We start from the raw sequence: 20,658 nt of genomic DNA, 5'->3' as shown, positions 1-20,658 counted from the left end.
GTGCACGTACCAGCGGCAGCCGCAACAGCGAAAGTCAGTATTTTGGGCAGTGGACTCGGCATGCCTCCAGCCTACCCTACAGCGGTCGTTGGCGATCGGCAGTTTGTGGCCGAACCAAGACACTCGCGGTGCGTCACCTTAGGAAGTCGTCATGGTCGGCGGCCATTGAGGACTCCCACTCTGCCTCAGTCGAAAACACGGTCGTCAACGGCCATCGCGAATCGGATTCCGTCTGGTAGGAGAGATGCACTTGAGCAAGTCGCCCCGAGCCGTCTCCGATTTCAAACAGCACGTCATCGCGATCCTGCCGCCGCGCGAGGACGGTGACGGAGAGGCCGGAGAGTGCATGGCCTGACGACAGCTCGCGCCGAAGCTCGTCGGCGAGACCCGGGTCATTCACAGCGAACCATGGTTCAAGGTAGTTCATGCAAACTCAGTCTGACTCATAGCAGTCGCTTGCCATCGGCTGCTTCTGGCCGGGATCGGGCGTTCGTCCATCGGAACCGATAGGCATCGCCCAAGCCAGTTCCGACAGTGGCGGCGCCCCCAACGTTTGATGGATGCCGCCCGACTAGGGTGCGTCTATTGGCATCGTCGCATCGAAGGTGGCGCCGCCCCAGCATTTGAGTGTTTAGCTACTCGGCAAGCAGTCGTGTCGATCACGACAAACTGTCGCGCAGCCTGCTCGCCCCAAGCGATCCGAACCGCGACCCCTTCGGTTGAAACGTTGAGATTTCGACCGATCACGCCCCCGCCTGGTCCGAGAAATCCTTCAGACGAGACAGGATCTCCGCGAAGCTCGAGAACGTAGCGCGTCATTCGTTTTTCGTCTTCTTTCAGAACGAGCACGAGTGCGCTGTTCGAGACCGGGACGCGCGCCACTTCGGTCTGCAGCGAACAGGCCCCCAGCAAGAGCGGTGCGGCAAGTATGGCGAGGATCTCGACTTTTCTTGGCATGCGCTTGATCATAGGCGCCCGCAAAGCCGCCATTCATGATTGGCGGCTCCTGGCCGATTGCGGCGGTCGCAGACCAGGCAGCTGTGGGCCGCCAGCGGCACCTCGGGCCTTGGTCGCCGCGACAAGAGACCGCTATCCTGTGCATACGAACTGCGAGGAACAGAAGAGTCATGGGAACTTCAGGGAGCGCGCTCTTCAATGACGACGTCGCAAGCGACGTCAAACGTGACTTCCTTGACCTCTTGCGACGAGGCGTGCCTCCCGACAGGGCGGTCGAAGTTCTCAAGAGGGACTGGGCCAACGCAATTGCCGATACCGACGATGGCCCAATCTTCTGGCTGGCGCTTGCCGCGACTGAGTGGGAATATGGTTGCTTGGACGAGGTCGTCAAGCGCAAGGCGATCGAGGTCATCGCCAATGGCGACGAACTGGCGCGCTGGTCGGGCTCGTCGTTGAGCAAACGCCAAAGCGTCCTCGAGGCGCTCAAGGTGCAGTTGCTCTCACCGCAGCCCAAGCCCAAGCGCCTGCGTCGTCTAAAACAGGTCGAGCGTCCCCCTAGTCACGTAGCTGACGCCCCGGACGGGCGCGGCAAGGCTGTCGCGTTCCGCTTACCTGGCGCGGATTTCATGCAAGTCTATTTGGAGCGAGCCGTCGGCTCTTCGCGAGGCGGCGGCAGCGTCTTTGTCGCGGAGTGCGACTATCAAGAGGTCGACCTGGAATGGTTGGTCGAGGGCGGCCTGCAGGTGACCTACCCTGCAAGCGCCAAGGTGACGCAGCGGTCAGACTCACACTTCTACTGCGGTGAGGTCGTACCCATCGTCTACCGTACCAAGAGCGCCTAGTGAAGGGGGCAATGGGCGCGAAAGCCTTCGGACTTGGGGTCCCGGAGGCGAACTCCGTGCAGCAGCCCGCGGCACCTTGCCCGAAAGCTGCCTCTGACGAGAGACCGGTTCTGGCCGATTGTTGCCGGTCGGCTGACGCGCCTCGTCATCGGTGGGCGACCCATCGGCGACACACTCAACCGCCAGCGTCGCCGTGAAGCTGACTTTGGCTCAGGCGCGTTGTCCAGCCCGGGGTGGGTGACTTTGGCGGTCTGCAGCGGGACGATTGCAAGTTGATGCCGCGCCTGCCGGCATCCCGGCGGGACCGTACTGCACGGGATGTTTGCGGCAGCCGTGCGGTCGTGTCAGACTCTTCGGACGGAGGGCGTGCGACATGCGGAGGCTGCTGGGATGGATCCTGCTGACGCATGCCATGTGCGCGGTCGCTGCCGACCCACCGCGAGATCGCCTGCTGGGCCTGCTGGAGCAACATCGCGAATCGACCGATCTGCCGCGGCTAGGGCAGGCTGCCGCCCGGTTCGTGTCGTACCGCGATGCCGTTCCCGCGTCCGTGACTTTCGGCGTCGAGCTGTGCGTGCTGGAAGCCGGCCAAGCCCGCTTGCGCGTCAAGGACCTGCGCACGAACCAGGCGCCAGCCGAGCTGTTTCCGGCCGTGTTCGGCTCGCAAGCGTTGGGCGTGATGAGCGGAGGCTTCTTCGACATCGATCCAAGCGGCCGGCTGATCCCGCTCGGCCTCGTCAAGGCCGACGGGAAAACAGTCTCGGCCCGATTCAACTGGACCAGTGGCGGCATCGTGGCGGCGTCGGCGCACGGCGTGTCGATCCTCCCGATCGCGAGCGCCGGTGCAGCGTCGGACCATTCCGACGTCCTGCAGTCCAAGCCCTTGCTTGTCGAAGACGGACGAGACGGCATTCGCAGTGCGGGCGACGATCGCTTCGATCGCAGCGCCATCGCGCTGGACGCGCGCGGCCACATCTACTTCTTCGTGCTTCACGAACCGTCCGGAGCTGCAGGCAGTTTGGCCGAGTTCTCGCGCCTGCTGCTTGGCTACCGATCGAGCGACGGGCAACCGATCCTGAACGCGCTGGCGATGGACGGCGGCCCAGGCGCGCACCTGTACGTACCGGCGCTGGGCAGGCACTGTGGCGCCGGCACGGCGAACTTCGTGCCGAACGCCTTGTACGTCGAGCGATGAGCAGCCAGCGCAATCGCGGCCGTGGGCGGCGGCAACCGGAACCGGGCGGCAGCGCTCGAATGGTCGACGTCAAGGCAGTTCTGACACCGTTGCTGGTCATTGTCGCGACGTCGATCGGCAGCGTGCTGGCCTACGTGTTCACACCGCTGAAGGAGGTGTTCAATGCGATCGTGTGGGAGGAGAAGGGCGAGGTGCTGCTCGTCTCGCAGACGCTGAACCCGAAGCAGGGCGATGTCGTCACCATCGACATCTTTGTGCAACCGCGCTCGCCGGTGCCGTTGTCTGAAGGGGTGTTGACGATCAGCTACCCGGCTGGATTGCTCAGGCCCGGCTCGGACACCGTGCAGCAGCTCACCGCAACGACCAAGAAGATCGACGCCTCTACCAAGCTGACGCAGCGCCCGCTCGAGTTCATCGCCGATGCCGCGGGCCGAGCGGACATCAGGGCGACGCTGACCACAAGGTCTCGCACACCCTTTGTCGGCAGCCTGAAGATCGACGTCGCGCCATCCACCGGGCAGGAATCCCCGACCCGCAGGAATTTCTCGGGCGCATGGAACATCGACCTGGGCGGCATCCACGGCTCGATGGAGCTGAAGGACGTAGCACGGACCTTGACGGGGAGCTACAGCATGTCCGATGGCAGCCGCGGGCTGGTCGAAGGCACGCGCGACGGCAAGACGTTCCGCGTCACGTTCTACCGGGGCGGCTCTGCGCCGAGCCGTTACTTCATCGACGCCGGCTTTGAACCGAACGAACAACCCGACCTCGAGCTGCGCGGCAAGGCCAAGCTGCTCATCGCCACCGGCGACCACAATGCTCCGTGGCGTGAGGACCGGCAGCTCGAGTATTACGCGGTGGCTCGCGGTCGCTGAGTTGCCTGGCATGTCAGCCCTGGACGCAAGGTCCATCCCGTTCCGGTTGCTTGCCGCGTGTATCCTCATCCCTTTTACTCAAAAGGATCGAGATGGCACTGTCCAAGAAGAAGCGCGTAGGCAAGAGAACCATTTCTGCCAAACAAGTCAGAAAGACGGCAAGCGGCAGGAAGCGCCGCAAGTCCGACGGTACCCAGCCCCCGAAGGCGGTGACTCCGACTTCGACGCCAGCGGCGTCCTGACGATTCGGGCCGGCAGGCCGCGCCAAGCCGCTTCGGCTTGGTCGCGCGCGCGCTGCACGAGCGAGCCTGCAGGTACCTATCGGGCGCAACGTGCCGCACGGCGGCGGCCTCTTCCGATGAGGCGAGTCACTTCGCCGCAGCCGGGAACGCCGGCAACTTGCCGATGTCGCGCGGATCGTGCTGGATGATGACCGTCGCCTTCAGGTTCTTCGCGATCTGCTTGACCCGCTGGATCGACGCGAGGGTCTGCGCGCGGTCGTAGTTGAAGCCCGGCACGCCGTCGTGCTCGTAGTTCTCGTGGAAATGCACGGCGTCGCCGCTCAGGATCACCGGCCCCATCTCCTTCAGGCGCACGAGCAGGATGCTGTGCCCCGGCGTGTGGCCCGGCGCGCGCAGCATCATCACGGTGCCGTCGTCGAACACGTCCTTGTCGGCGCTCAGCGGCTCGACCTTGCGCTTCTCGGCGATCCACTCGGCGAAGCCCTTCACGTTCGCACTGGCGATCGGCGGGGTGGCGTTGATGCCGTCCCAGTCGCCCTTGCCGATCAGCAGCGTCGCATTCTTCAGCGGGGCCAGCTGGCCGGTGTGATCGGCGTGGAAATGGCTGATGCCGACGAACTTCACATCCTCGGGGTTGACGTTGATCTGCTTCAGCAGATCGGCCAGCGGCTTGTTGGTCGCACTCGGAACGGAGCCCGGCAGGTAGCCCGTGTCCCAGACCATCACGTCCGCGCCGTGGCGGATGACGTAGCAGCTGAAGCTGAAGGGCTTGGTCGTCTCGGTGTAGGCGAAGGCATCGCTGAAGCGCCGCGGGTCGTTGGTCCCGGTGCCGCAATCGAGCCGCGTCAGCGTGACCTCCTGGGCTGCTGCTGAAAGGGAAAGAAGCGCGCCCACGCCGAGCGCCAACCAGAAGCGGGATGTCATTTTTTCTCCTTGTTCATGACGGAAGGGAGTTGCGAGTTCAGCCATCGGATGCCTCTGCCGGCATCTTAGAACGCCGATTCCCGATTCCTGTTTCCCGCATCCGGACCCTCATTCCTCGCTGCTGCAGCGTTGCGGGCTTCCATCCGTCATCGCACACACTATGGGCCAAGCGCTGTGCACCCACGCGTGAAAGGAATGACGATGCCGCCGACTTTCGTTGATGCCTCTCTGTCCGACACACCGTTGCCGTCGCTCGCGCCTTTGCGTGAACGCGTGTTCGGCAGCAACCCCGCCACGGTGTGGATGACCGGCCTGAGCGGCGCCGGCAAGTCGACGCTCGCCGCGGTGCTCGAACGCACGTTGCTGCAGGCCGGGCGGCCCGTGCTGATGCTCGATGGCGATGTCGTGCGCGAGGGCCTGAACCGCGACCTCGGCTTCACCGACACCGACCGCGACGAGAACATCCGCCGCATCGCCGAGGTCGCCCGCCTCGCCAACGAGGCCGGCCTGATGGTGCTCGCCGCGGTGATCTCGCCCCGCGCCGCACACCGCGCCGCGGCGCGCGAGCGCATCGGCAGCGGACGCTTCGTCGAGGTGCACCTGAGCACCTCGCTGGCCACCTGCGCGGCGCGCGACCCCAAGGGCCTGTACGCGCGCGCGAAGGCCGGCGGGCTGGCCAACTTCACCGGCATCGGCTCGGCCTACGAAGTGCCCGCTCGGCCCGAACTGCGGCTGGACACCGGCGAGCTGTCGCCGGCCGACGCCGCGGCCCGGGTGCTGGCGCTGCTGCAGGCGCGCGGGCACCTGCCGGCCTGAGGTGACGCGCTTCCTGCGCGCCGTGGTGTGGGGCGCTGAGCGGCGTGGTCAGTGGCGTGCAGGCGGGCCGTCTTCGTCCACCTCGTCATCGACCGCCTCGTCGGCGATGGATTCCACGTCGTCGGATGCGTAGGGCCGGCCGGCGGCATTCGTGGCCCAGGTCGGGTCGCTGACCAGGTGGTCCGGCAGGATGTCGGCCGCATCGTCGCGGTCGTTGCCGGTGGCCGATCCACGCTCGCCGGTGCCGCGCGCATCGCTGTCGCTGTCGCGGTGCACCGGCAGCGCGCCGAGTTCGCCGGGGTTGTCGGCGTCGGTGGGCATCGCGCGTTCGCCCTGCACGTCGCTGCCGCTGTCCGAGCTGTCGCTCGGGCCGAGTGCGTCCACGTCGCGGCCGGCGGCGCGGCGGGCGGCGCGTTCGCCGCCGAGGATGCTGCTGTTCGACATCGTTGGTCCTTTCACGGTGATCGACGGGCTGCGCGGTGCGCGCGACCCATGGGTGCAGACTAGGCCGCGTGCCGCGCAGGGTCTGTAGGACTTGGGGCTGCCTGCGGGCGGGAGAAGTTCGAGCGGGAAAACCCTTCGCGGCCCGGGGCAGCGCGCTCCTAGAATCATTTGTGCAACCGCACATCGATCCGATCACGCGACCCCACCGGGTCCCACAAGGAGTTTGCTGAATGGCCTCGACTCGCCGCCCTTCCGCCAAGACGGAGGGAGCCGCTCCTGAATCTGCCAAGGAAGGCACCGCCGGCAGCGCGACCCGCGTGCTGAAGAAGTACCCGAACCGCCGCCTCTACGACACGCAGAACAGCAGCTACATCACGCTGGCCGACGTGAAGGCGATGGTGCTGGCGGGGCAGGATTTCGTCGTGCGCGACGCCAAGACCTCCGAAGACCTGACGCGCAGCATCCTGCTGCAGATCATCCTCGAGGAGGAAACCGGCGGCGTGCCGATGTTCTCGTCGCAGACGCTCGCGCAGATCATCCGCTTCTACGGCCATTCGCAGCAGGGAATGATGGGCAGCTACCTCGAGAAGAACCTGCAGGCCTTCACCGACATGCAGGCCCGCTTCGCCGAGCAGTCGAAGGGCCTGAACCCCGAGTTGTGGACGCAGTTCCTGAACGGCCAGGCGCCGGGCGTGCAGGGGGTGATGGGCAATTACCTCGAGCAATCGCGCCACATGTTCGAGCAGATGGCCAAGCAGGCGGAGGCCCTTTTCCCCGGAATGCCCGGTTTCGTGCCCCCGAAGCGCTGATTCGAGCCCGTCCGCACCCGCGGGGCTTCGCCGATCGGCGAAAATCCGCGGATGACTCAAGACCTGCTGGCGCCCGCTGCCGCCACCGCCTCCTCGCCGAAGATCGGTTTCGTCTCGCTCGGCTGCCCGAAGGCGCTGACCGACTCCGAGCTGATCCTCACCCAACTGCGCGCCGAGGGCTACGACACCTCCAAGACCTTCGCCGGGGCCGACCTGGTGATCGTCAACACCTGCGGCTTCATCGATGACGCCGTCAGGGAAAGCCTGGACACCATCGGCGAGGCGCTGGCCGAGAACGGCAAGGTCATCGTGACCGGCTGCCTGGGCGCCAAGGCCGGCGAGGGCGGCGGCAACCTGGTGCGCCAGATGCACCCGAGCGTGCTGGCCGTGACCGGCCCGCACGCCACGCACGAGGTGATGGACGCGGTGCACCTGCACGTGCCCAAGCCGCACGATCCGTTCATCGACCTGGTGCCGGCGCAGGGCATCAAGCTGACGCCGCGCCACTACGCCTACCTGAAGATCAGCGAAGGCTGCAACCACCGCTGCAGCTTCTGCATCATCCCCAGCATGCGCGGCGACCTGGTCTCGCGCCCGGTCGGCGACGTGCTCGGCGAGGCGCAGCGGCTGTTCGAGTCCGGCGTCAAGGAACTGCTGGTGATCAGCCAGGACACCAGCGCCTACGGCGTCGACGTGAAGTACCGCACCGGCTTCTGGGACGGCAAGCCGGTGCGCACCCGCATGCTCGACCTGTGCGAGAAGCTCGGCGAACTGGCCGAGCGGCACGGCGCCTGGGTGCGGCTGCACTACGTCTACCCGTATCCGCACGTTGACGAGGTGCTGCCGCTGATGGCCCAGGGCCGCGTGCTGCCCTACCTCGACGTGCCGTTCCAGCATTCGCACCCCGACGTGCTGAAGCGCATGAAGCGCCCGGCCAACGGCGAGAAGAACCTCGACCGCCTGCAGCGCTGGCGCGAGATCTGCCCGCAGCTGGTGGTGCGCAGCACCTTCATCGCCGGCTTCCCGGGCGAGACCGAGGCCGAGTTCGAGCACCTGCTCGACTTCATGCGCGAGGCGCGCATCGACCGCGCCGGCTGCTTCGCGTACTCGCCGGTCGAGGGCGCGACCGCCAACGCGCTGCCCGATGCGGTGCCGGCCGAGCTGCGCGAGGAGCGCCGCGCGCGCTTCATGGCGGTGGCCGAGGAGGTGTCGGCCGCCAAGCTGCGCGAGCGCGTCGGCGCGACCATGCAGGTGCTGGTCGATTCGGCCCCGGCGCTCGGCCGCAAGGGCGGCATCGGCCGCAGCTATGCCGATGCGCCCGAGATCGACGGCCACGTGAAGCTGCTGCCGCCGGAGAAGGCGTCGAAGACGCTGAAGGTCGGCGAGTTCACGAAGGCGCGCATCGTCGGCACCCAGGGGCATGACCTCGTCGCCCAACCGATCTGAGATGGCGGCCGACGACAAGCCGGACCAACGCACCGCGCTGATCCACCACCCCTACGTGCCGCCGGCCGGTTTCGGCGCGGTGGCGCCGGGCGTGTACAAGGCGTCGACGGTGATCTTCCCGACCACCGCCGCGCTGCATGCGCGCACCTGGCGCGAGAAGACCGGCTACACCTACGGCCTGCACGGCACGCCGACCAGCTTCACGCTCGAAGAGCGCATTGCCACGCTCGAAGGCGGCCTGCACACGCTGCTGGTGCCGAGCGGGCTGGCCGCGATCACGCTGGTCGACATGGCGCTGCTGAAGGCCGGCGACGAGCTGCTGATCCCCGACAACGCCTACGGCCCGAGCAAGGAACTGGCGCGCAACGAACTGGCGCGCTGGGGCATCGCCCACCGCTTCTACGATGCGATGGACCCGGCCTCGCTGCAGGCCGCGATCGGCCCGGCGACGAAGCTGGTCTGGCTGGAGGCGGCGGGCTCGGTGACGATGGAATTCCCGGACCTGCCGGCCTTGATCGGGATCGCCCGCGATGCCGGTGTCACCTGTGCGCTCGACAACACCTGGGGCGCGGGGCTCGCGTTCGACCCGTTCGCGCTCGGCGTCGACATCTCGATCCAGGCGCTGACGAAATACCCGTCCGGCGGCGCCGACGTGCTGATGGGCTCGGTGACCACGCGCGACGAGCCGCTGCACCTGAAGCTGAAGTTCACGCACATGCGCATGGGCTGGGGGGTCGGCGCGAACGACGTGGAGTTCGTGCTGCGCGCGCTGCCGTCGCTCGCGCTGCGCTACGACGCGCAGGACCAGGCGAGCCGCACGCTGGCGCGGTGGTGGGCGGCACGGCCGGAGGTGGCGCAGGTGCTGCACCCGGCGCTGCCGTCGTCGCCGGGGCACGCAGCCTGGCGGGCGCTGTGCACGCGCGCCGCCGGGCTGTTCTCGGTGGTGTTGGACGAGCGGTTCTCGATCGCGCAGGTCGAGGCCGTCGTCGATGCGCTGCGGCTGCACAAGATCGGCTACTCGTGGGCCGGGCCGGTCAGCCTGGTGGTGCCGTACGAGCTGAAGGCGATCCGCCGGCAACCGGCCTGGAACGGCGCGCTGCTGCGCTTCTCGGTGGGGCTGGAGGCGGTCGACGACCTGATCGCCGATGCCGAGCAGGCGCTGCGCGTCCTGAAAAAGGACTGAGCGTCAGTCCTTGGTGGGCGCCGAGACCTTGTGCCGCATCAGGCGGCCCTTCTCGCGGTCCCAGTCCTTCTGCTTCTCGGTGTTGCGCTTGTCGTGCTCGGCCTTGCCCTTGGCCAGCGCGATCTCGGCCTTCACGAGGCCGCCCTTGTAGTGCAGGTTCAGCGGCACCAGCGTGAAGCCGCGCTGCTCGACCTTGCCGACCAGGCGCTTGATCTCTTCCTTGCGCATCAGCAGCTTCTTGGTGCGGTCGGCCTCGGGGTTGACGTGGGTCGACGCGCYGCGCAGCGCATTGATGCGGCAGCCGATCAGGTAGAGCTCGCCGTCGCGGATCAGCACGTAGCCGTCGGTCAGCTGCACCTGGCCGGCGCGGATCGCCTTGATCTCCCAGCCGTGCAGCACCATGCCGGCCTCGTAGCGTTCCTCGAGGTGGTAGTCGTAATGGGCTCGGCGGTTTTCGGCAATCGACATGGGGTCCAGATGAGGCGCGTGGCGCTCAATACAATCCGGCGATTGTATGAAGCATGTCAAGAAGTCCGTCCTCCTTTGGTATTCGCCGCACGAGATGTACTCGCTCGTGACCGACATCCCGAGCTATCCGCAGTTCCTGCCGTGGTGCGAACGCGCCGAAGTGCTGGGCGAAGACGGCTCCGGCGTCACCGCCCGGCTGCAGCTGTCGTTCGCCGGCGTCGGCCAGGCCTTCACCACGCGCAACGAGAACGTGCCCGACGAAAGCGTCCACATGATGCTGGTCGACGGCCCGTTCTCGACGCTCGATGGCACCTGGCGCTTCCTGCCGCTGGCCTCGCCGGGTTCGGCGGGCCCGGGCGGGCAGGTCGCCTGCAAGATCGAGTTCGAGCTGCGCTATGAATTCGCCAACGGCGCGCTGGAGCTGGTGATCAGCCCGGTGTTCGACCGCATCGCCAACACGCTGGTCGATTCGTTCGTCAAGCGGGCGGAACAGGTGCATGGGCCCCGTTGACCACGCCGAGCTGGCGATCGAGGTCGCCTGGAGCCCRCAGGCGGGCGAGGTGAGGGTGGTGCCACTGCGGCTGCCCGCCGGCAGCACCGTGCACGATGCGCTGCGGCAGGGCGGTGTGCTGGAGGCGGGCTCGGGAATGGACCTGACGCACTGCAGGATCGGCGTCTGGGGGCACCTGCGCGAGCTGACCGACGTGCTGCAGGACCGCGACCGGGTGGAGGTCTGGCGCGCGCTGCGCGTCGATCCGAAGGAAGCAAGGCGCCAGCGCTCGCGACAGGAGCCGCGCTCGCGCTGAGCCGCGGGGCTTACTTGCAGTCGGACGCGATGATGTCGCGCGTGCGCTTGGTCTCGTCGGCGCGGCCCTTGTCGTCGAGGATCTCGCGTTCGCCGTTGGCATTCGTGCGTGCCATGCGGATGCCGTCTTCGAGCGTCTTCAGCTGCCCCTTGGCGCGCGTGCAGTTCTCGGCGCGTGCGGCGGCGAGCTTCTCTTCCTCGGCCTTGCGCTTGGCGGCGTCGTCCTGATCGGTCTTGCGGCGCTTGGCCTCGAGCTCGGGGTCGACCAGCTTCGGGCCGCTGGCCGCGCTGGCTGCCGGCGAGGCTTCGGCCGGCGTGCCCTGCATCGGCGCGCGGCGCGCGGAACCGGCCGGGCGCTGCAGGATGTCCTGCTCGGCGATGGAGCCGGGCGGCGGGATGTCGCTGTACTGCACATGGCCCTTGCCGTCGCGCCATTTCCACTGGGCGAATGCCGTGCTGTGCAGGCCGATCGACAACACGGCGAGGAGGGCGCAGGCACCCAGCCTGGACGACGTGCGGGAAGGTATGAATTGCATGGCCGAAAGTGTAGTCGGCGTGACATGTGTGCAGGCGCGAGGCTCTGTCACCTTTTGTATGGCGATGCCCGCCTGGCCGAGGATGGCCGTGAACTATTACCGCTTTGGCGCGGCACGCATCGGCGCGGCCCGTCGAAGGGGGCCGGGCCCACGCCGTGAAGGGTGCGTCTGACATCCGTATAATTCGCTTTTGCGTCAGGAGTTTTTCTCATGCGCCTTCTTGGCAAAGCGCTCACCTTCGACGATGTGTTGTTGGTGCCACCTTTCTCCCAGGTCCTGCCCCGCGACACCTCGCTCGCGACCCAGCTCTCCCGCAACATCCGACTGAACCTTCCGCTCGTGTCCGCGGCGATGGACACCGTGACGGAAGCACGCCTCGCGATCGCGATCGCGCAGGAAGGCGGCATCGGGATCGTCCACAAGAACCTCTCGCCGAAGCAGCAGGCTGCCGAGGTGGCGCGCGTGAAGCGCTATGAGTCGGGCGTGCTGCGCGATCCGATCACCATCTCGCCCGGCGTGCCGGTGCGCGACGTGATCAACCTGTCGCGCCAGCACGGCATCTCGGGCTTCCCGGTGCTCGAGGACGGCAAGGTGGTCGGCATCGTGACCGGCCGCGACCTGCGCTTCGAGACCCGCATGGACATCCCGGTGCGCGAGATCATGACCCCGCGCGAGCGCCTGATCACGGTGCGCGACGGTGCCTCGCTGGCCGATGCCAAGGCGCTGATGCACAAGCACAAGCTCGAGCGCGTGGTCGTCGTCAACGACGCCTTCGAGCTGCGCGGCCTGTTCACCGTCAAGGACATCACCAAGCAGACCAACTTCCCGAACGCCGCGCGCGACTCGCACGGCAAGCTGCGCGTCGGCGCGGCGGTGGGTGTCGGCGAAGACACCGAAGAGCGCCTCGAGCTGCTGGTGCGCGCCGGCGTCGATGCGGTCGTCGTCGACACCGCGCACGGCCACAGCGCCGGCGTGCTCGACCGGGTGCGCTGGGTCAAGAAGAACTACCCGCAGATCGACGTGATCGGCGGCAACATCGCCACCGGAGCGGCCGCGCTGGCGCTGGTGGAGGCGGGTGCCGACGGCGTGAAGGTCGGCATCGGCCCCGGCTCGATCTGCACCACCCGCATCGTCGCCGGCGTCGGCGTGCCGCAGATCATGGCGATCGACAACGTCGCCACCGCGCTGAAGGGCACCGGCGTGCCGCTGATCGCCGACGGCGGCATCCGCTACTCGGGCGACATCGCCAAGGCCATCGCGGCCGGTGCCTGCACCGTGATGATGGGCGGCATGTTCGCCGGCACCGAAGAGGCGCCGGGCGAGATCGTGCTGTTCCAGGGCCGCAGCTACAAGAGCTACCGCGGCATGGGCTCGATCGGTGCCATGCAGCAGGGCTCGGCCGACCGCTATTTCCAGGACAACACCGGCGCCAACCCGAACGCCGACAAGCTGGTTCCGGAAGGCATCGAGGGCCGCGTGCCGTACAAGGGCTCGATGGTCAGCATCGTGTTCCAGATGGCCGGTGGGCTGCGCGCCTCGATGGGCTATTGCGGCTGCCCGACGATCGACGACATGCGCGACCGCGCCGAGTTCGTCGAGATCACGTCGGCCGGCATCCGCGAGAGCCACGTGCACGACGTGCAGATCACGAAGGAAGCCCCCAACTACCGCATGGAGTGACGCCCGCACGCCGGGCGCCAGCGACCTTGACGACGAGTCCCACGACCGCGCCCGCGCAGCCGCCCGCCGGCCGCCCGGCGGCGATGCGCTTCATCCTGCTGACGGTGCTGATCGACATGATGGCGATCGGCCTGATCGTGCCGGTGCTGCCGGTGCTGGTCGGCGGCTTCACGGCCAACCCGGCCGAGCAGGCCTTCTGGTACGGCGCGGTCGCGTTCACCTTCGGCATCGCGAACTTCTTCAGCTCGCCGGTGCTCGGGGCGCTGTCCGACCGCTACGGCCGCCGGCCGGTGCTGCTGCTCGGCTTCTGCGGCTTCGCGTTCAGCTTCTTCGCGACGGCGCTCGCGACGCAGCTGTGGGTGCTGGTGGCGGTGCGGCTGGTGAGCGGCGCGCTGCAGGCGAACGCGGCGGTGGCGAACGCCTACGTGGCCGACATCACGCCACCCGAAGACCGCGCGAAGCGCTTCGGCCAGCTCGGCGCGATGTTCGGCATCGGCTTCATCCTCGGGCCGGTGATGGGCGGGCTGCTCGGCTCGATCGACATCCACTGGCCGTTCTTCGCCGCCGGCACGCTGGCCCTGGTGAACCTGGTCTACGGGTACTTCGTGCTGCCCGAATCGCTGCCGCCGGAGCGCCGCAACAAGGCCTCGATGCGCTCGCTGAACCCGGTCGCCGCGCTGATGCACCTGGGCAGCCTGAAGGGCGTGGGCGGCCTGATCGCGGTGTCGGCCCTGTGCACGCTGGCGCAGTTCGTGTTGCACACCTCCTGGGTGCTGTACACCGGGCTGCGCTTCGAGTGGGGCCCGCGCGAGAACGGCTGGTCGCTGTTCACCGTCGGCGTCGCGTCGGCGATCGTGCAGGGCATGCTGCTGCAGCGGCTGCTGAAGCACTTCGGCGCGACGCGGCTGGCCACCATCGGCCTGGTGTCGAGCACGCTTGCCAACCTGGGCTGGGCGCTCGCGACCGAGGGCTGGATGATGTATGCGGTGATCGGCTTCAACGTGTTCGGCTTCACGGTGGCCGCGGCCATCCAGAGCATCGTCTCGAACGCCGCTGATCAGCGCACGCAGGGCCAGACCATGGGCGCGATGGCCGCGCTGACCAGCATGACCGCGGTGATCGCCCCGGTGATCGGCGCCCCGCTGCTGGGCGTCGTCTCGCACCTGCCGCACAACGACTGGCGCGTCGGCGCGCCGTTCTTCTTCTGCAGCGCGTTGCTGGCGGTGGCCACCGCCGTCGCGATGCGTCATTTTTCCCGTGTTGCCCGCCAGACTCCTTCGACCACGCCGGCCGCCACGAGCGCCGGCTGATGACACTGCCCCACCATGCACGACAAGATCCTCATCCTCGATTTCGGCTCCCAGGTCACGCAGCTGATCGCCCGCCGCGTGCGCGAGGCGCATGTGTTCTGCGAGATCCATCCGAACGACGTCAGCGACGCGTTCATCCGCGAGTTCGCGCCGAAGGGCATCATCCTGTCGGGCAGCCACGCCAGCACCTATGAAGAGCACGAGCTGCGCGCGCCGCAGGCCGTGTGGGACCTGGGCGTGCCGGTGCTGGGCATCTGCTACGGCATGTTCACGATGGCGGTGCAGCAGGGCGGGCAGGTCGAGGCCAGCACGCACCGCGAATTCGGCTATGCCGAGGTGCGGGCGCACGGCCACACGCAACTGCTGAACGGCATCGAGGATTTCAAGACGCCCGAAGGCCACGGCATGCTGAAGGTGTGGATGAGCCACGGCGACAAGATCACCGCGCTGCCGCCGGGCTTCAAGCTGATGGCGTCGACGCCGAGCTGCCCGATCGCCGGCATGGCCGATGAATCGCGCGGCTACTACGGCGTGCAGTTCCACCCCGAGGTCACGCACACGGTGAAGGGCCGCGAGTTGCTGAACCGCTTCGTGCTCGACATCGCCAAGGCGAAGCCCGACTGGGTGATGGGCGACTACATCGAAGAAGCGGTGGCGCGCATCCGCGAGCAGGTGGGCAGCGAAGAGGTGATCCTCGGCCTGTCGGGCGGGGTCGATTCGAGCGTGGCCGCGGCGCTGATCCATCGCGCGATCGGCGACCAGCTGACCTGCGTGTTCGTCGACCACGGCCTGCTGCGGCTCGACGAAGGCCGCATGGTGATGGAGATGTTCGCCGGGCGGCTGCATGCGAAGGTGATCCATGTCGATGCGAGCGATCAGTTCCTCGGCCACCTGAAGGGCGTGAGCGACCCCGAGGCCAAGCGCAAGATCATCGGCCGCGAGTTCGTCGAGGTGTTCCAGGCCGAAGCGAAGAAGCTGAAGAGCGCCAAGTGGCTGGCACARGGCACGATCTACCCGGACGTGATCGAGAGCGGCGGCGCCAAGACGAAGAAGGCGGTGACGATCAAGAGCCACCACAACGTCGGCGGGCTGCCCGAGACGCTGGGATTGAAGCTGCTGGAGCCGCTGCGCGAGCTGTTCAAGGACGAGGTGCGCGAACTGGGCGTGGCGCTGGGCCTGCCGCCGGAGATGGTGTACCGCCATCCGTTCCCGGGCCCGGGCCTGGGCGTGCGCATCCTCGGCGAGGTGAAGAAGGAGTTCGCCGACCTGCTGCGCCGCGCCGATGCGATCTTCATCGAAGAGCTGCGCAATGCGCGCGACGCCGAGACCGGCAAGACCTGGTACGAACTGACGAGCCAGGCCTTCACGGTGTTCCTGCCGGTCAAGAGCGTCGGCGTGATGGGCGACGGCCGCACCTACGACTACGTGGTGGCGCTGCGCGCGGTGCAGACCAGCGATTTCATGACCGCCGACTGGGCCGAGCTGCCGTACAGCCTGCTGAAGAAGGTGTCGGGGCGGATCATCAACGAGGTGCGCGGGATCAACCGCGTCACGTACGACGTGTCGAGCAAGCCGCCGGCGACGATCGAGTGGGAGTGATTCGGGGCAGATCGGTGCGGTCTTCGACTGTTCAGCCACCATTGAATCCGCTGCGGGCGGCGCAGCTCGAAGGAAAGACCTCACCGATCTCAAGCTCCGAGGGTTGAAGCCTCGCGACAAGACGTACAAGGTGACCGACCGCGATGGGATGTACGTCGCCGTCTCCCCGACTGGCGCGCTGTCCTTCCGATACGACTACCGGATCAGCGGTCGGCGCGAGACGCTCACGATCGGTCGGTACGACTCCGATATCGGCGCGAAGCGCGCTCGCGATCCCGACGACCTCGACTACGGTATGAACTTGTCGCTGGCGGAGGCGCGGCAGTTGCTCTCGCGCGCCAGGCGCCTTGTTGAGCGCGGTCAGTCACCATCTCGCGCCAAGGTCGAGAAGCGGGCCGAGGCTGCTGGCGCGCCCACTTTCGGCGGATGGGCCGACAAGTACTTTGAGTTCAAGGCCGACCCGAAGAGCGGCGGCCTTCAGCTTGCGGACAGCACGCTGGCGATGAGAAAGTCGACCTATCGCCGAGCCCTCGCTGAGCCGTTTGGCAAGCAGATGCTCCATGAGATCTCGCATCAGCGGTTGGCTGCCCTTTGCGACAAGTTGAAGGCTGAGCGAGGACCGGACGTGGCGGTACATGCGCGCGAGATCGTCCTTCTCGTCTACCGCTTCGCGATCAGCAAGGGCGCGGATGTCTCCAACCCGGCCGAGAAAATCAGGCCAGGGGATATTGCGACCTTCAAGCCGCGGGATCGCTGTCTCGGTCCTGGAGAGCTGCGCACGTTTTTCAACGCGCTGGACGGCACGGCGACCACGCCGACGCTGCGACTCGCAGTCAAGTTCGTGCTCCTCACGATGGTGCGCAAGAGCGAGTTCACGGGAGCCCAATGGAGCGAGATTGACTGGGAGACGGAGACCTGGCTCATCGGCAAGGAGCGCATGAAGGCCGATCTTCCCCATGCGATTCCGCTGTCGCAGCAAGCGCTCGACATCCTGACGACGTTCAAGACCTGTTTCGCATCCAGCAAGCACCTGCACCCCGGACGCTATGAGGCGGAAGTGCCAATCTGATGCGACGCTCACCAACGGCCCCGCCGACATGGCGGGTGAGGGACCATCCCCCGGGGGCGAGGCGGGTCTGCGACACCGCTTCGGAAGGTCCAGCACACCGGAAACCAGCCGTTCGTGCAAGATTGGACATGGCCGAGAGTTGCCTGCAGCCCAACTATCTTGACCGTGCTACTGCAACAGCAAACGGGCTGCCGCTCTCGTCTGAGCGCCATCCTTCCGACAAACCCATTCGTATCGCACGCTCAACCCGACTTCACGCCCCATCAACTATGCGGGCCGACGAGTCTTTCTCCCAGCCTTCACTTGGCCAAAGAGGTCAAACAACTGCTGCGCCGCCGGTGACAGCGATCGTCCGCGGCGCCATATCAGCCCGACCTTGCGAGTGATCACAGGATCGACCAGCGGCACGCTGACGAGTAGCGGATGGTCGGATCCCGGCATCGCCATCGCCGGCACGGCAGCGACTCCCAGTCCGGCCTCGACCAAGCCAAGCGTCGTGGTCACGTGCTGCGCCTCGTAGATGGCCTGTGGGCGTCCCGTGACGCCCGCCAGCGCTTGGTCCAGCAGAACCCGGTTTCCAGATGAGCGGCCCACCGAGATGAAGTCGTAGTCGCAGAGCTGGGCCCAACTGACGCGGCGTAGTCTTGCCACTGGATGGTCTCGCCGACACGCCGCCACGAAGCGCTCTTCCACGAGCGACTTGAACTCGAGCTCGCCCTCCTGTGAGCCAATGAAGTTGAGGCCGAAATCCGCCTCGCCGCGTGCCACCGCCGCCAGCACCTCGTTCGCGGCGGCGTCGAGCACCTTCACGCGCACCTTCGGGCTGCGCTCGTGGTAGCGGCGTATCACCTGCGAAAGGTAGTAGTACACCGTCGACGGTACGCAGGCCACCGTCACCTCGCCCATGTGCGTGGCCGCGACGCCGCGGATGCCCAGCAGCGTGGCGTCGAGATCATCAAGCAGTTCCCGCACCTTGCGTTCGAAGTCCCGGCCAACGGCGGTCAGCGTTACACGCCGCGTGGTCCGTTCGAGCAGCAGCACGCCCAGCGCCCGCTCGAGCTTGTCGATGCGGCGGCTGAATGCCGGCTGCGACAGGTGCACCGACTCGGCGGCCTTGCGGAAGTTGCTCAGCTCAGCCACCGCCCGGAAGGCGAGCAGGTCGTTCAAGTCGAAGTTGATGGCCATGGGGCAACGCTCCGTATTGATGCTTTATGGACATCAGTTGATCTTAAAGATGCAATTCACTTTTGCAAAGGCGACGCCGATCATTGCCTCATGAAGCGAGTCCTGCCCTGCGTCGACGTCCCGCCCTGCGTGTTCTCGACCACCCCCAGAAGGAGACAAACCCATGAAGCGCTTGATCGCTCCAGCCGTCGCCGCCGTGCTGGCCGCCGCCGCCCCGGTGGCAATGGCGTATCCCGACAAGACCATCACGATCGTCGTACCCACGGCCGCCGGCGGCGGCAACGACGCGATGGCACGCACCATTGCGCAGAAGCTCCAGCTGCTGCTCGGCCAGACGGTGCTCATCGACAACCGTGCCGGTGCCAACGGAGCCATCGCGAGCGAGTACGTTGCTCGGGCCGCGTCCGATGGCCACACACTGATGTTCGGCTACATCGCCACGCACGCGATGAACCCGGCGCTGCAAAAGCTGCGCTATGACCCGGTGGCCGACTTCGCGCCGGTCGGCCTGGTCGGCTACTCGCCCACGCTGCTGGTCGCCAACGCGACCGTACCGGTGAAGGACGTGAAGGATCTGGTGGCCCAGCTCAAGGCCAAGCCCGACCGTTTCACTTATGCGTCGGCCGGCAACGGCACGGCTCCGCACTTCGCGGCGGAGCTGTTCAAGCTGAACGCGGGGGTGGTGATGACCGGAGCGCCCTACAAGGGGTCGGCTCCGGCCGTGGCCGACACGATGGGCGGCCAGACGCAGTTCATGTTCCCCAGCCTGTTCACCGCTCTACCGCATGTGAAGTCCGGCAAGCTGCGTGCGCTGGCCGTGGCCGGCCCCAGGCGCTCGAAGCTGCTGCCCGACGTGCCGACGCTCAAAGAGGCCGGTGTCGATGGCGTCGAGGTTCAGCAGTGGTACGGCTTCTTCGCGCCCGCCAAGACGCCCAAGGCCATCGTCGACCAGCTCAACAAGGCGCTGAACCAGGTCCTGGCCGACAAGGAAACCCAGAAGCGCATCGAAGACCACGGTGCCGACGTCGAGACCAGCACCCCGGAGCAGTTCGGTGAGCTCGTCAAGACCGAGCTGGCCAAGTGGAAAGCTGTCGTGCAGCGTGCCAAGTTGACGGCCGACTGATCAGGAAAGGCCACACCACATGAACACTTTGCAGCACGACCTGAAGGCCTGGATCACCCGCAGCGAAACGGTGCGTGACACCATCGGTGCCACACCGGTCAAGGCGCTCGACGCAACGCTCGACCATCCAGCGCGGCCGATCGAGGCTGGAACGCCACTGCCGCCGCTGTGGCACTGGCTGTACTTCTTGCCGCTGCACCGCCAGAGCGAGATCGGCCCCGATGGCCATGCCAAACGGGGCGGCTTCCTGCCGCCGGTGCCGCTGCCGCGCCGCATGTGGGCCGGCAGCCAGTTCGAGTTCCGCTCGCCGGTGCGGGTGGGTGATGCGGTCGAGCGCACCTCGACCATCGCCGACGTGACGGTCAAGGAAGGCCGCACGGGCATGCTCGTGTTCGTGAAGGTGCGCCATGAGCTGCGCTGCAACGGATCGACCGAGCCGGCAATCGTCGAGTTCCACGACATCGTCTATCGCGAGGCCAAGCGCCCCGGGGACATGGAACCGCCGCCGCAGGCAGCCGCGACCGGCGTGTCCTGGCAGCGCGAGATCGTGCCCGACGATGTGCTGCTGTTCCGCTATTCCGCGCTGACGTTCAATGGGCATCGCATCCACTACGACCGCAAGTACGTCACCGAGGTGGAGGGCTATCCCGGCCTGATCGTGCACGGCCCGCTGATCGCCACCCTGCTGATGGACCTGGTGCGTCGCAACGCGCCCGATGCCGACGTCGCCATGTTCCGCTTCAAGGCCGTGCGCCCGACCTTCGACCTGAACCCGTTCCGCGTCAACGGGAAGCTCGAAGACGACGGCAAGACCATCAAGCTGTGGGCCCAGGACCACGAGGGCTGGCTCACGATGGATGCGGTCGCGACGCTGAGGAGTGCCTGACATGCAACCACTCAAGGGACTGACGATCGTCACGCTCGAACACGCCATTGCGGCGCCGTTCGCGACGCGCCAACTGGCCGACCTCGGCGCCCGGGTCATCAAGATCGAGCGTCCTGGCACGGGCGATTTTGCGCGCAGCTACGACGCCCGCGTGCGCGGCCTCGCCTCGCACTTCGTCTGGACCAACCGCTCCAAGGAAAGTCTCACGCTCGATGTGAAGCATCCCGAAGCGGCAAAGGTGCTCGAACGCCTGGTGCTGGAGAG

At 66.9% G+C, this 20,658-nt stretch carries 23 protein-coding genes; 16 read left to right on the top strand and 7 right to left on the bottom strand.

All coding sequences use genetic code 11. From position 1 onward, the window contains the following. Positions 1-133 precede the first annotated feature (133 nt). On the bottom strand, positions 134-427 hold the full coding sequence (locus tag AC1DXV_RS17555; RefSeq protein WP_477864375.1) for a hypothetical protein: 294 nt from the start codon (positions 425-427) through the stop codon (positions 134-136). A 155-nt stretch (positions 428-582) separates the two neighbouring features. Further along, positions 583-969: a hypothetical protein gene (locus AC1DXV_RS17550; protein ID WP_477864374.1), complete on the bottom strand. Its 387-nt coding sequence runs from the start codon at positions 967-969 to the stop codon at positions 583-585. Between the two features lie 158 nt (positions 970-1,127). Here AC1DXV_RS17550 and AC1DXV_RS17545 point away from each other — a divergent pair, with 158 nt between their 5' ends. The 3 genes from AC1DXV_RS17545 (at position 1,128) to AC1DXV_RS17535 (ending at position 3,869) form a co-directional block, all read left to right on the top strand. Then, positions 1,128-1,799, top strand: coding sequence for a hypothetical protein (locus AC1DXV_RS17545; RefSeq protein WP_477934746.1), 672 nt, complete (start codon positions 1,128-1,130; stop codon positions 1,797-1,799). A gap of 373 nt (positions 1,800-2,172) precedes the next feature. Beyond that, positions 2,173-2,994 carry a phosphodiester glycosidase family protein gene (locus AC1DXV_RS17540; protein ID WP_477934744.1) on the top strand — a complete coding sequence of 274 codons (822 nt, stop codon included), beginning with the start codon at positions 2,173-2,175 and terminating at the stop codon, positions 2,992-2,994. Between the two features lie 59 nt (positions 2,995-3,053). Beyond that, positions 3,054-3,869 (top strand): hypothetical protein, encoded by an 816-nt coding sequence (locus tag AC1DXV_RS17535; protein WP_477934742.1) that lies wholly within the window; start codon positions 3,054-3,056, stop codon positions 3,867-3,869. A 368-nt stretch (positions 3,870-4,237) separates the two neighbouring features. Here the strand turns inward: AC1DXV_RS17535 and AC1DXV_RS17530 are convergent, their stop codons facing one another. Continuing rightward, the gene (locus tag AC1DXV_RS17530; protein WP_477871345.1) at positions 4,238-5,035 is read right to left on the bottom strand and encodes an N-acyl homoserine lactonase family protein; all 798 of its coding nucleotides are present in this window, start codon (positions 5,033-5,035) and stop codon (positions 4,238-4,240) included. Between the two features lie 201 nt (positions 5,036-5,236). Between AC1DXV_RS17530 and cysC the strand changes: the two genes are divergently transcribed. Next, on the top strand, positions 5,237-5,851 hold the full coding sequence (gene cysC, locus AC1DXV_RS17525; protein ID WP_477934740.1) for an adenylyl-sulfate kinase: 615 nt from the start codon (positions 5,237-5,239) through the stop codon (positions 5,849-5,851). A gap of 48 nt (positions 5,852-5,899) precedes the next feature. On the opposite strand, the gene AC1DXV_RS17520 is transcribed toward cysC, so the two are convergent. Further along, positions 5,900-6,295 carry a hypothetical protein gene (locus AC1DXV_RS17520; RefSeq protein ID WP_477869325.1) on the bottom strand — a complete coding sequence of 132 codons (396 nt, stop codon included), beginning with the start codon at positions 6,293-6,295 and terminating at the stop codon, positions 5,900-5,902. Positions 6,296-6,525: 230 nt separating this feature from the next. On the opposite strand from AC1DXV_RS17520, the gene phaR reads away from it, so the two are divergent. Genes phaR through AC1DXV_RS17505 form a run of 3 tightly spaced genes read left to right on the top strand, consistent with a single transcriptional unit; the run spans position 6,526 to position 9,733 of the window. After that, the gene (gene phaR, locus AC1DXV_RS17515; RefSeq protein ID WP_477869323.1) at positions 6,526-7,104 is read left to right on the top strand and encodes a polyhydroxyalkanoate synthesis repressor PhaR; all 579 of its coding nucleotides are present in this window, start codon (positions 6,526-6,528) and stop codon (positions 7,102-7,104) included. A gap of 51 nt (positions 7,105-7,155) precedes the next feature. Then, a complete protein-coding gene (gene rimO, locus AC1DXV_RS17510; RefSeq protein ID WP_477934738.1) occupies positions 7,156-8,550 on the top strand; it encodes a 30S ribosomal protein S12 methylthiotransferase RimO in 1,395 nt (464 codons plus the stop codon). A gap of 1 nt (position 8,551) precedes the next feature. Further along, positions 8,552-9,733, top strand: coding sequence for a PLP-dependent transferase (locus AC1DXV_RS17505; protein ID WP_477934736.1), 1,182 nt, complete (start codon positions 8,552-8,554; stop codon positions 9,731-9,733). 3 nt (positions 9,734-9,736) lie between these two features. Here the strand turns inward: AC1DXV_RS17505 and smpB are convergent, their stop codons facing one another. Further along, complete coding sequence (gene smpB / locus AC1DXV_RS17500; protein ID WP_477934734.1) at positions 9,737-10,201, bottom strand: SsrA-binding protein SmpB; 465 nt, start codon at positions 10,199-10,201, stop codon at positions 9,737-9,739. A gap of 46 nt (positions 10,202-10,247) precedes the next feature. Between smpB and AC1DXV_RS17495 the strand changes: the two genes are divergently transcribed. Then, positions 10,248-10,712 (top strand): type II toxin-antitoxin system RatA family toxin, encoded by a 465-nt coding sequence (locus tag AC1DXV_RS17495; protein WP_477869315.1) that lies wholly within the window; start codon positions 10,248-10,250, stop codon positions 10,710-10,712. Beyond that, entirely contained in the window at positions 10,699-11,007 is a 309-nt protein-coding gene (locus AC1DXV_RS17490) for an RnfH family protein (RefSeq protein ID WP_477934732.1), read from the top strand. The genes AC1DXV_RS17495 and AC1DXV_RS17490 overlap by 14 nt, the downstream gene beginning before the upstream one ends. 10 nt (positions 11,008-11,017) lie before the next feature. Here the strand turns inward: AC1DXV_RS17490 and AC1DXV_RS17485 are convergent, their stop codons facing one another. After that, positions 11,018-11,542 (bottom strand): DUF4124 domain-containing protein, encoded by a 525-nt coding sequence (locus tag AC1DXV_RS17485; protein WP_477874786.1) that lies wholly within the window; start codon positions 11,540-11,542, stop codon positions 11,018-11,020. 210 nt (positions 11,543-11,752) lie between these two features. Here AC1DXV_RS17485 and guaB point away from each other — a divergent pair, with 210 nt between their 5' ends. From guaB to AC1DXV_RS17465, 4 genes are read left to right on the top strand one after another with little or no spacing between them, the layout of a single operon-like run. Further along, on the top strand, positions 11,753-13,222 hold the full coding sequence (gene guaB, locus AC1DXV_RS17480) for an IMP dehydrogenase (protein WP_477934730.1): 1,470 nt from the start codon (positions 11,753-11,755) through the stop codon (positions 13,220-13,222). Positions 13,223-13,248: 26 nt separating this feature from the next. Continuing rightward, the gene (locus AC1DXV_RS17475) at positions 13,249-14,532 is read left to right on the top strand and encodes an MFS transporter (protein ID WP_477934728.1); all 1,284 of its coding nucleotides are present in this window, start codon (positions 13,249-13,251) and stop codon (positions 14,530-14,532) included. Between the two features lie 15 nt (positions 14,533-14,547). Then, positions 14,548-16,131, top strand: coding sequence for a glutamine-hydrolyzing GMP synthase (gene guaA / locus AC1DXV_RS17470; protein WP_477873078.1), 1,584 nt, complete (start codon positions 14,548-14,550; stop codon positions 16,129-16,131). A gap of 10 nt (positions 16,132-16,141) precedes the next feature. Next, the gene (locus AC1DXV_RS17465) at positions 16,142-17,200 is read left to right on the top strand and encodes a tyrosine-type recombinase/integrase (RefSeq protein WP_477934748.1); all 1,059 of its coding nucleotides are present in this window, start codon (positions 16,142-16,144) and stop codon (positions 17,198-17,200) included. A 267-nt stretch (positions 17,201-17,467) separates the two neighbouring features. Here the strand turns inward: AC1DXV_RS17465 and AC1DXV_RS17460 are convergent, their stop codons facing one another. Next, positions 17,468-18,385 (bottom strand): LysR family transcriptional regulator, encoded by a 918-nt coding sequence (locus AC1DXV_RS17460; protein ID WP_477934726.1) that lies wholly within the window; start codon positions 18,383-18,385, stop codon positions 17,468-17,470. 163 nt (positions 18,386-18,548) lie between these two features. Between AC1DXV_RS17460 and AC1DXV_RS17455 the strand changes: the two genes are divergently transcribed. The 3 genes from AC1DXV_RS17455 to AC1DXV_RS17445 all read left to right on the top strand — a co-directional run. After that, a complete protein-coding gene (locus AC1DXV_RS17455) occupies positions 18,549-19,508 on the top strand; it encodes a tripartite tricarboxylate transporter substrate binding protein (protein WP_477869555.1) in 960 nt (319 codons plus the stop codon). A gap of 19 nt (positions 19,509-19,527) precedes the next feature. Further along, positions 19,528-20,394: an HTD2 family dehydratase gene (locus tag AC1DXV_RS17450; protein ID WP_477869553.1), complete on the top strand. Its 867-nt coding sequence runs from the start codon at positions 19,528-19,530 to the stop codon at positions 20,392-20,394. A gap of 1 nt (position 20,395) precedes the next feature. Then, the coding region (locus AC1DXV_RS17445; protein ID WP_477934724.1) for a CoA transferase at positions 20,396-20,658 on the top strand (263 nt) is incomplete at its 3' end.

This window comes from Rhizobacter sp. P3_C12 (genome assembly GCF_056402735.1).
Note: the sequence above shows the minus strand (reverse complement) of the source record. Positions and strands in the feature narration are given on the sequence as shown.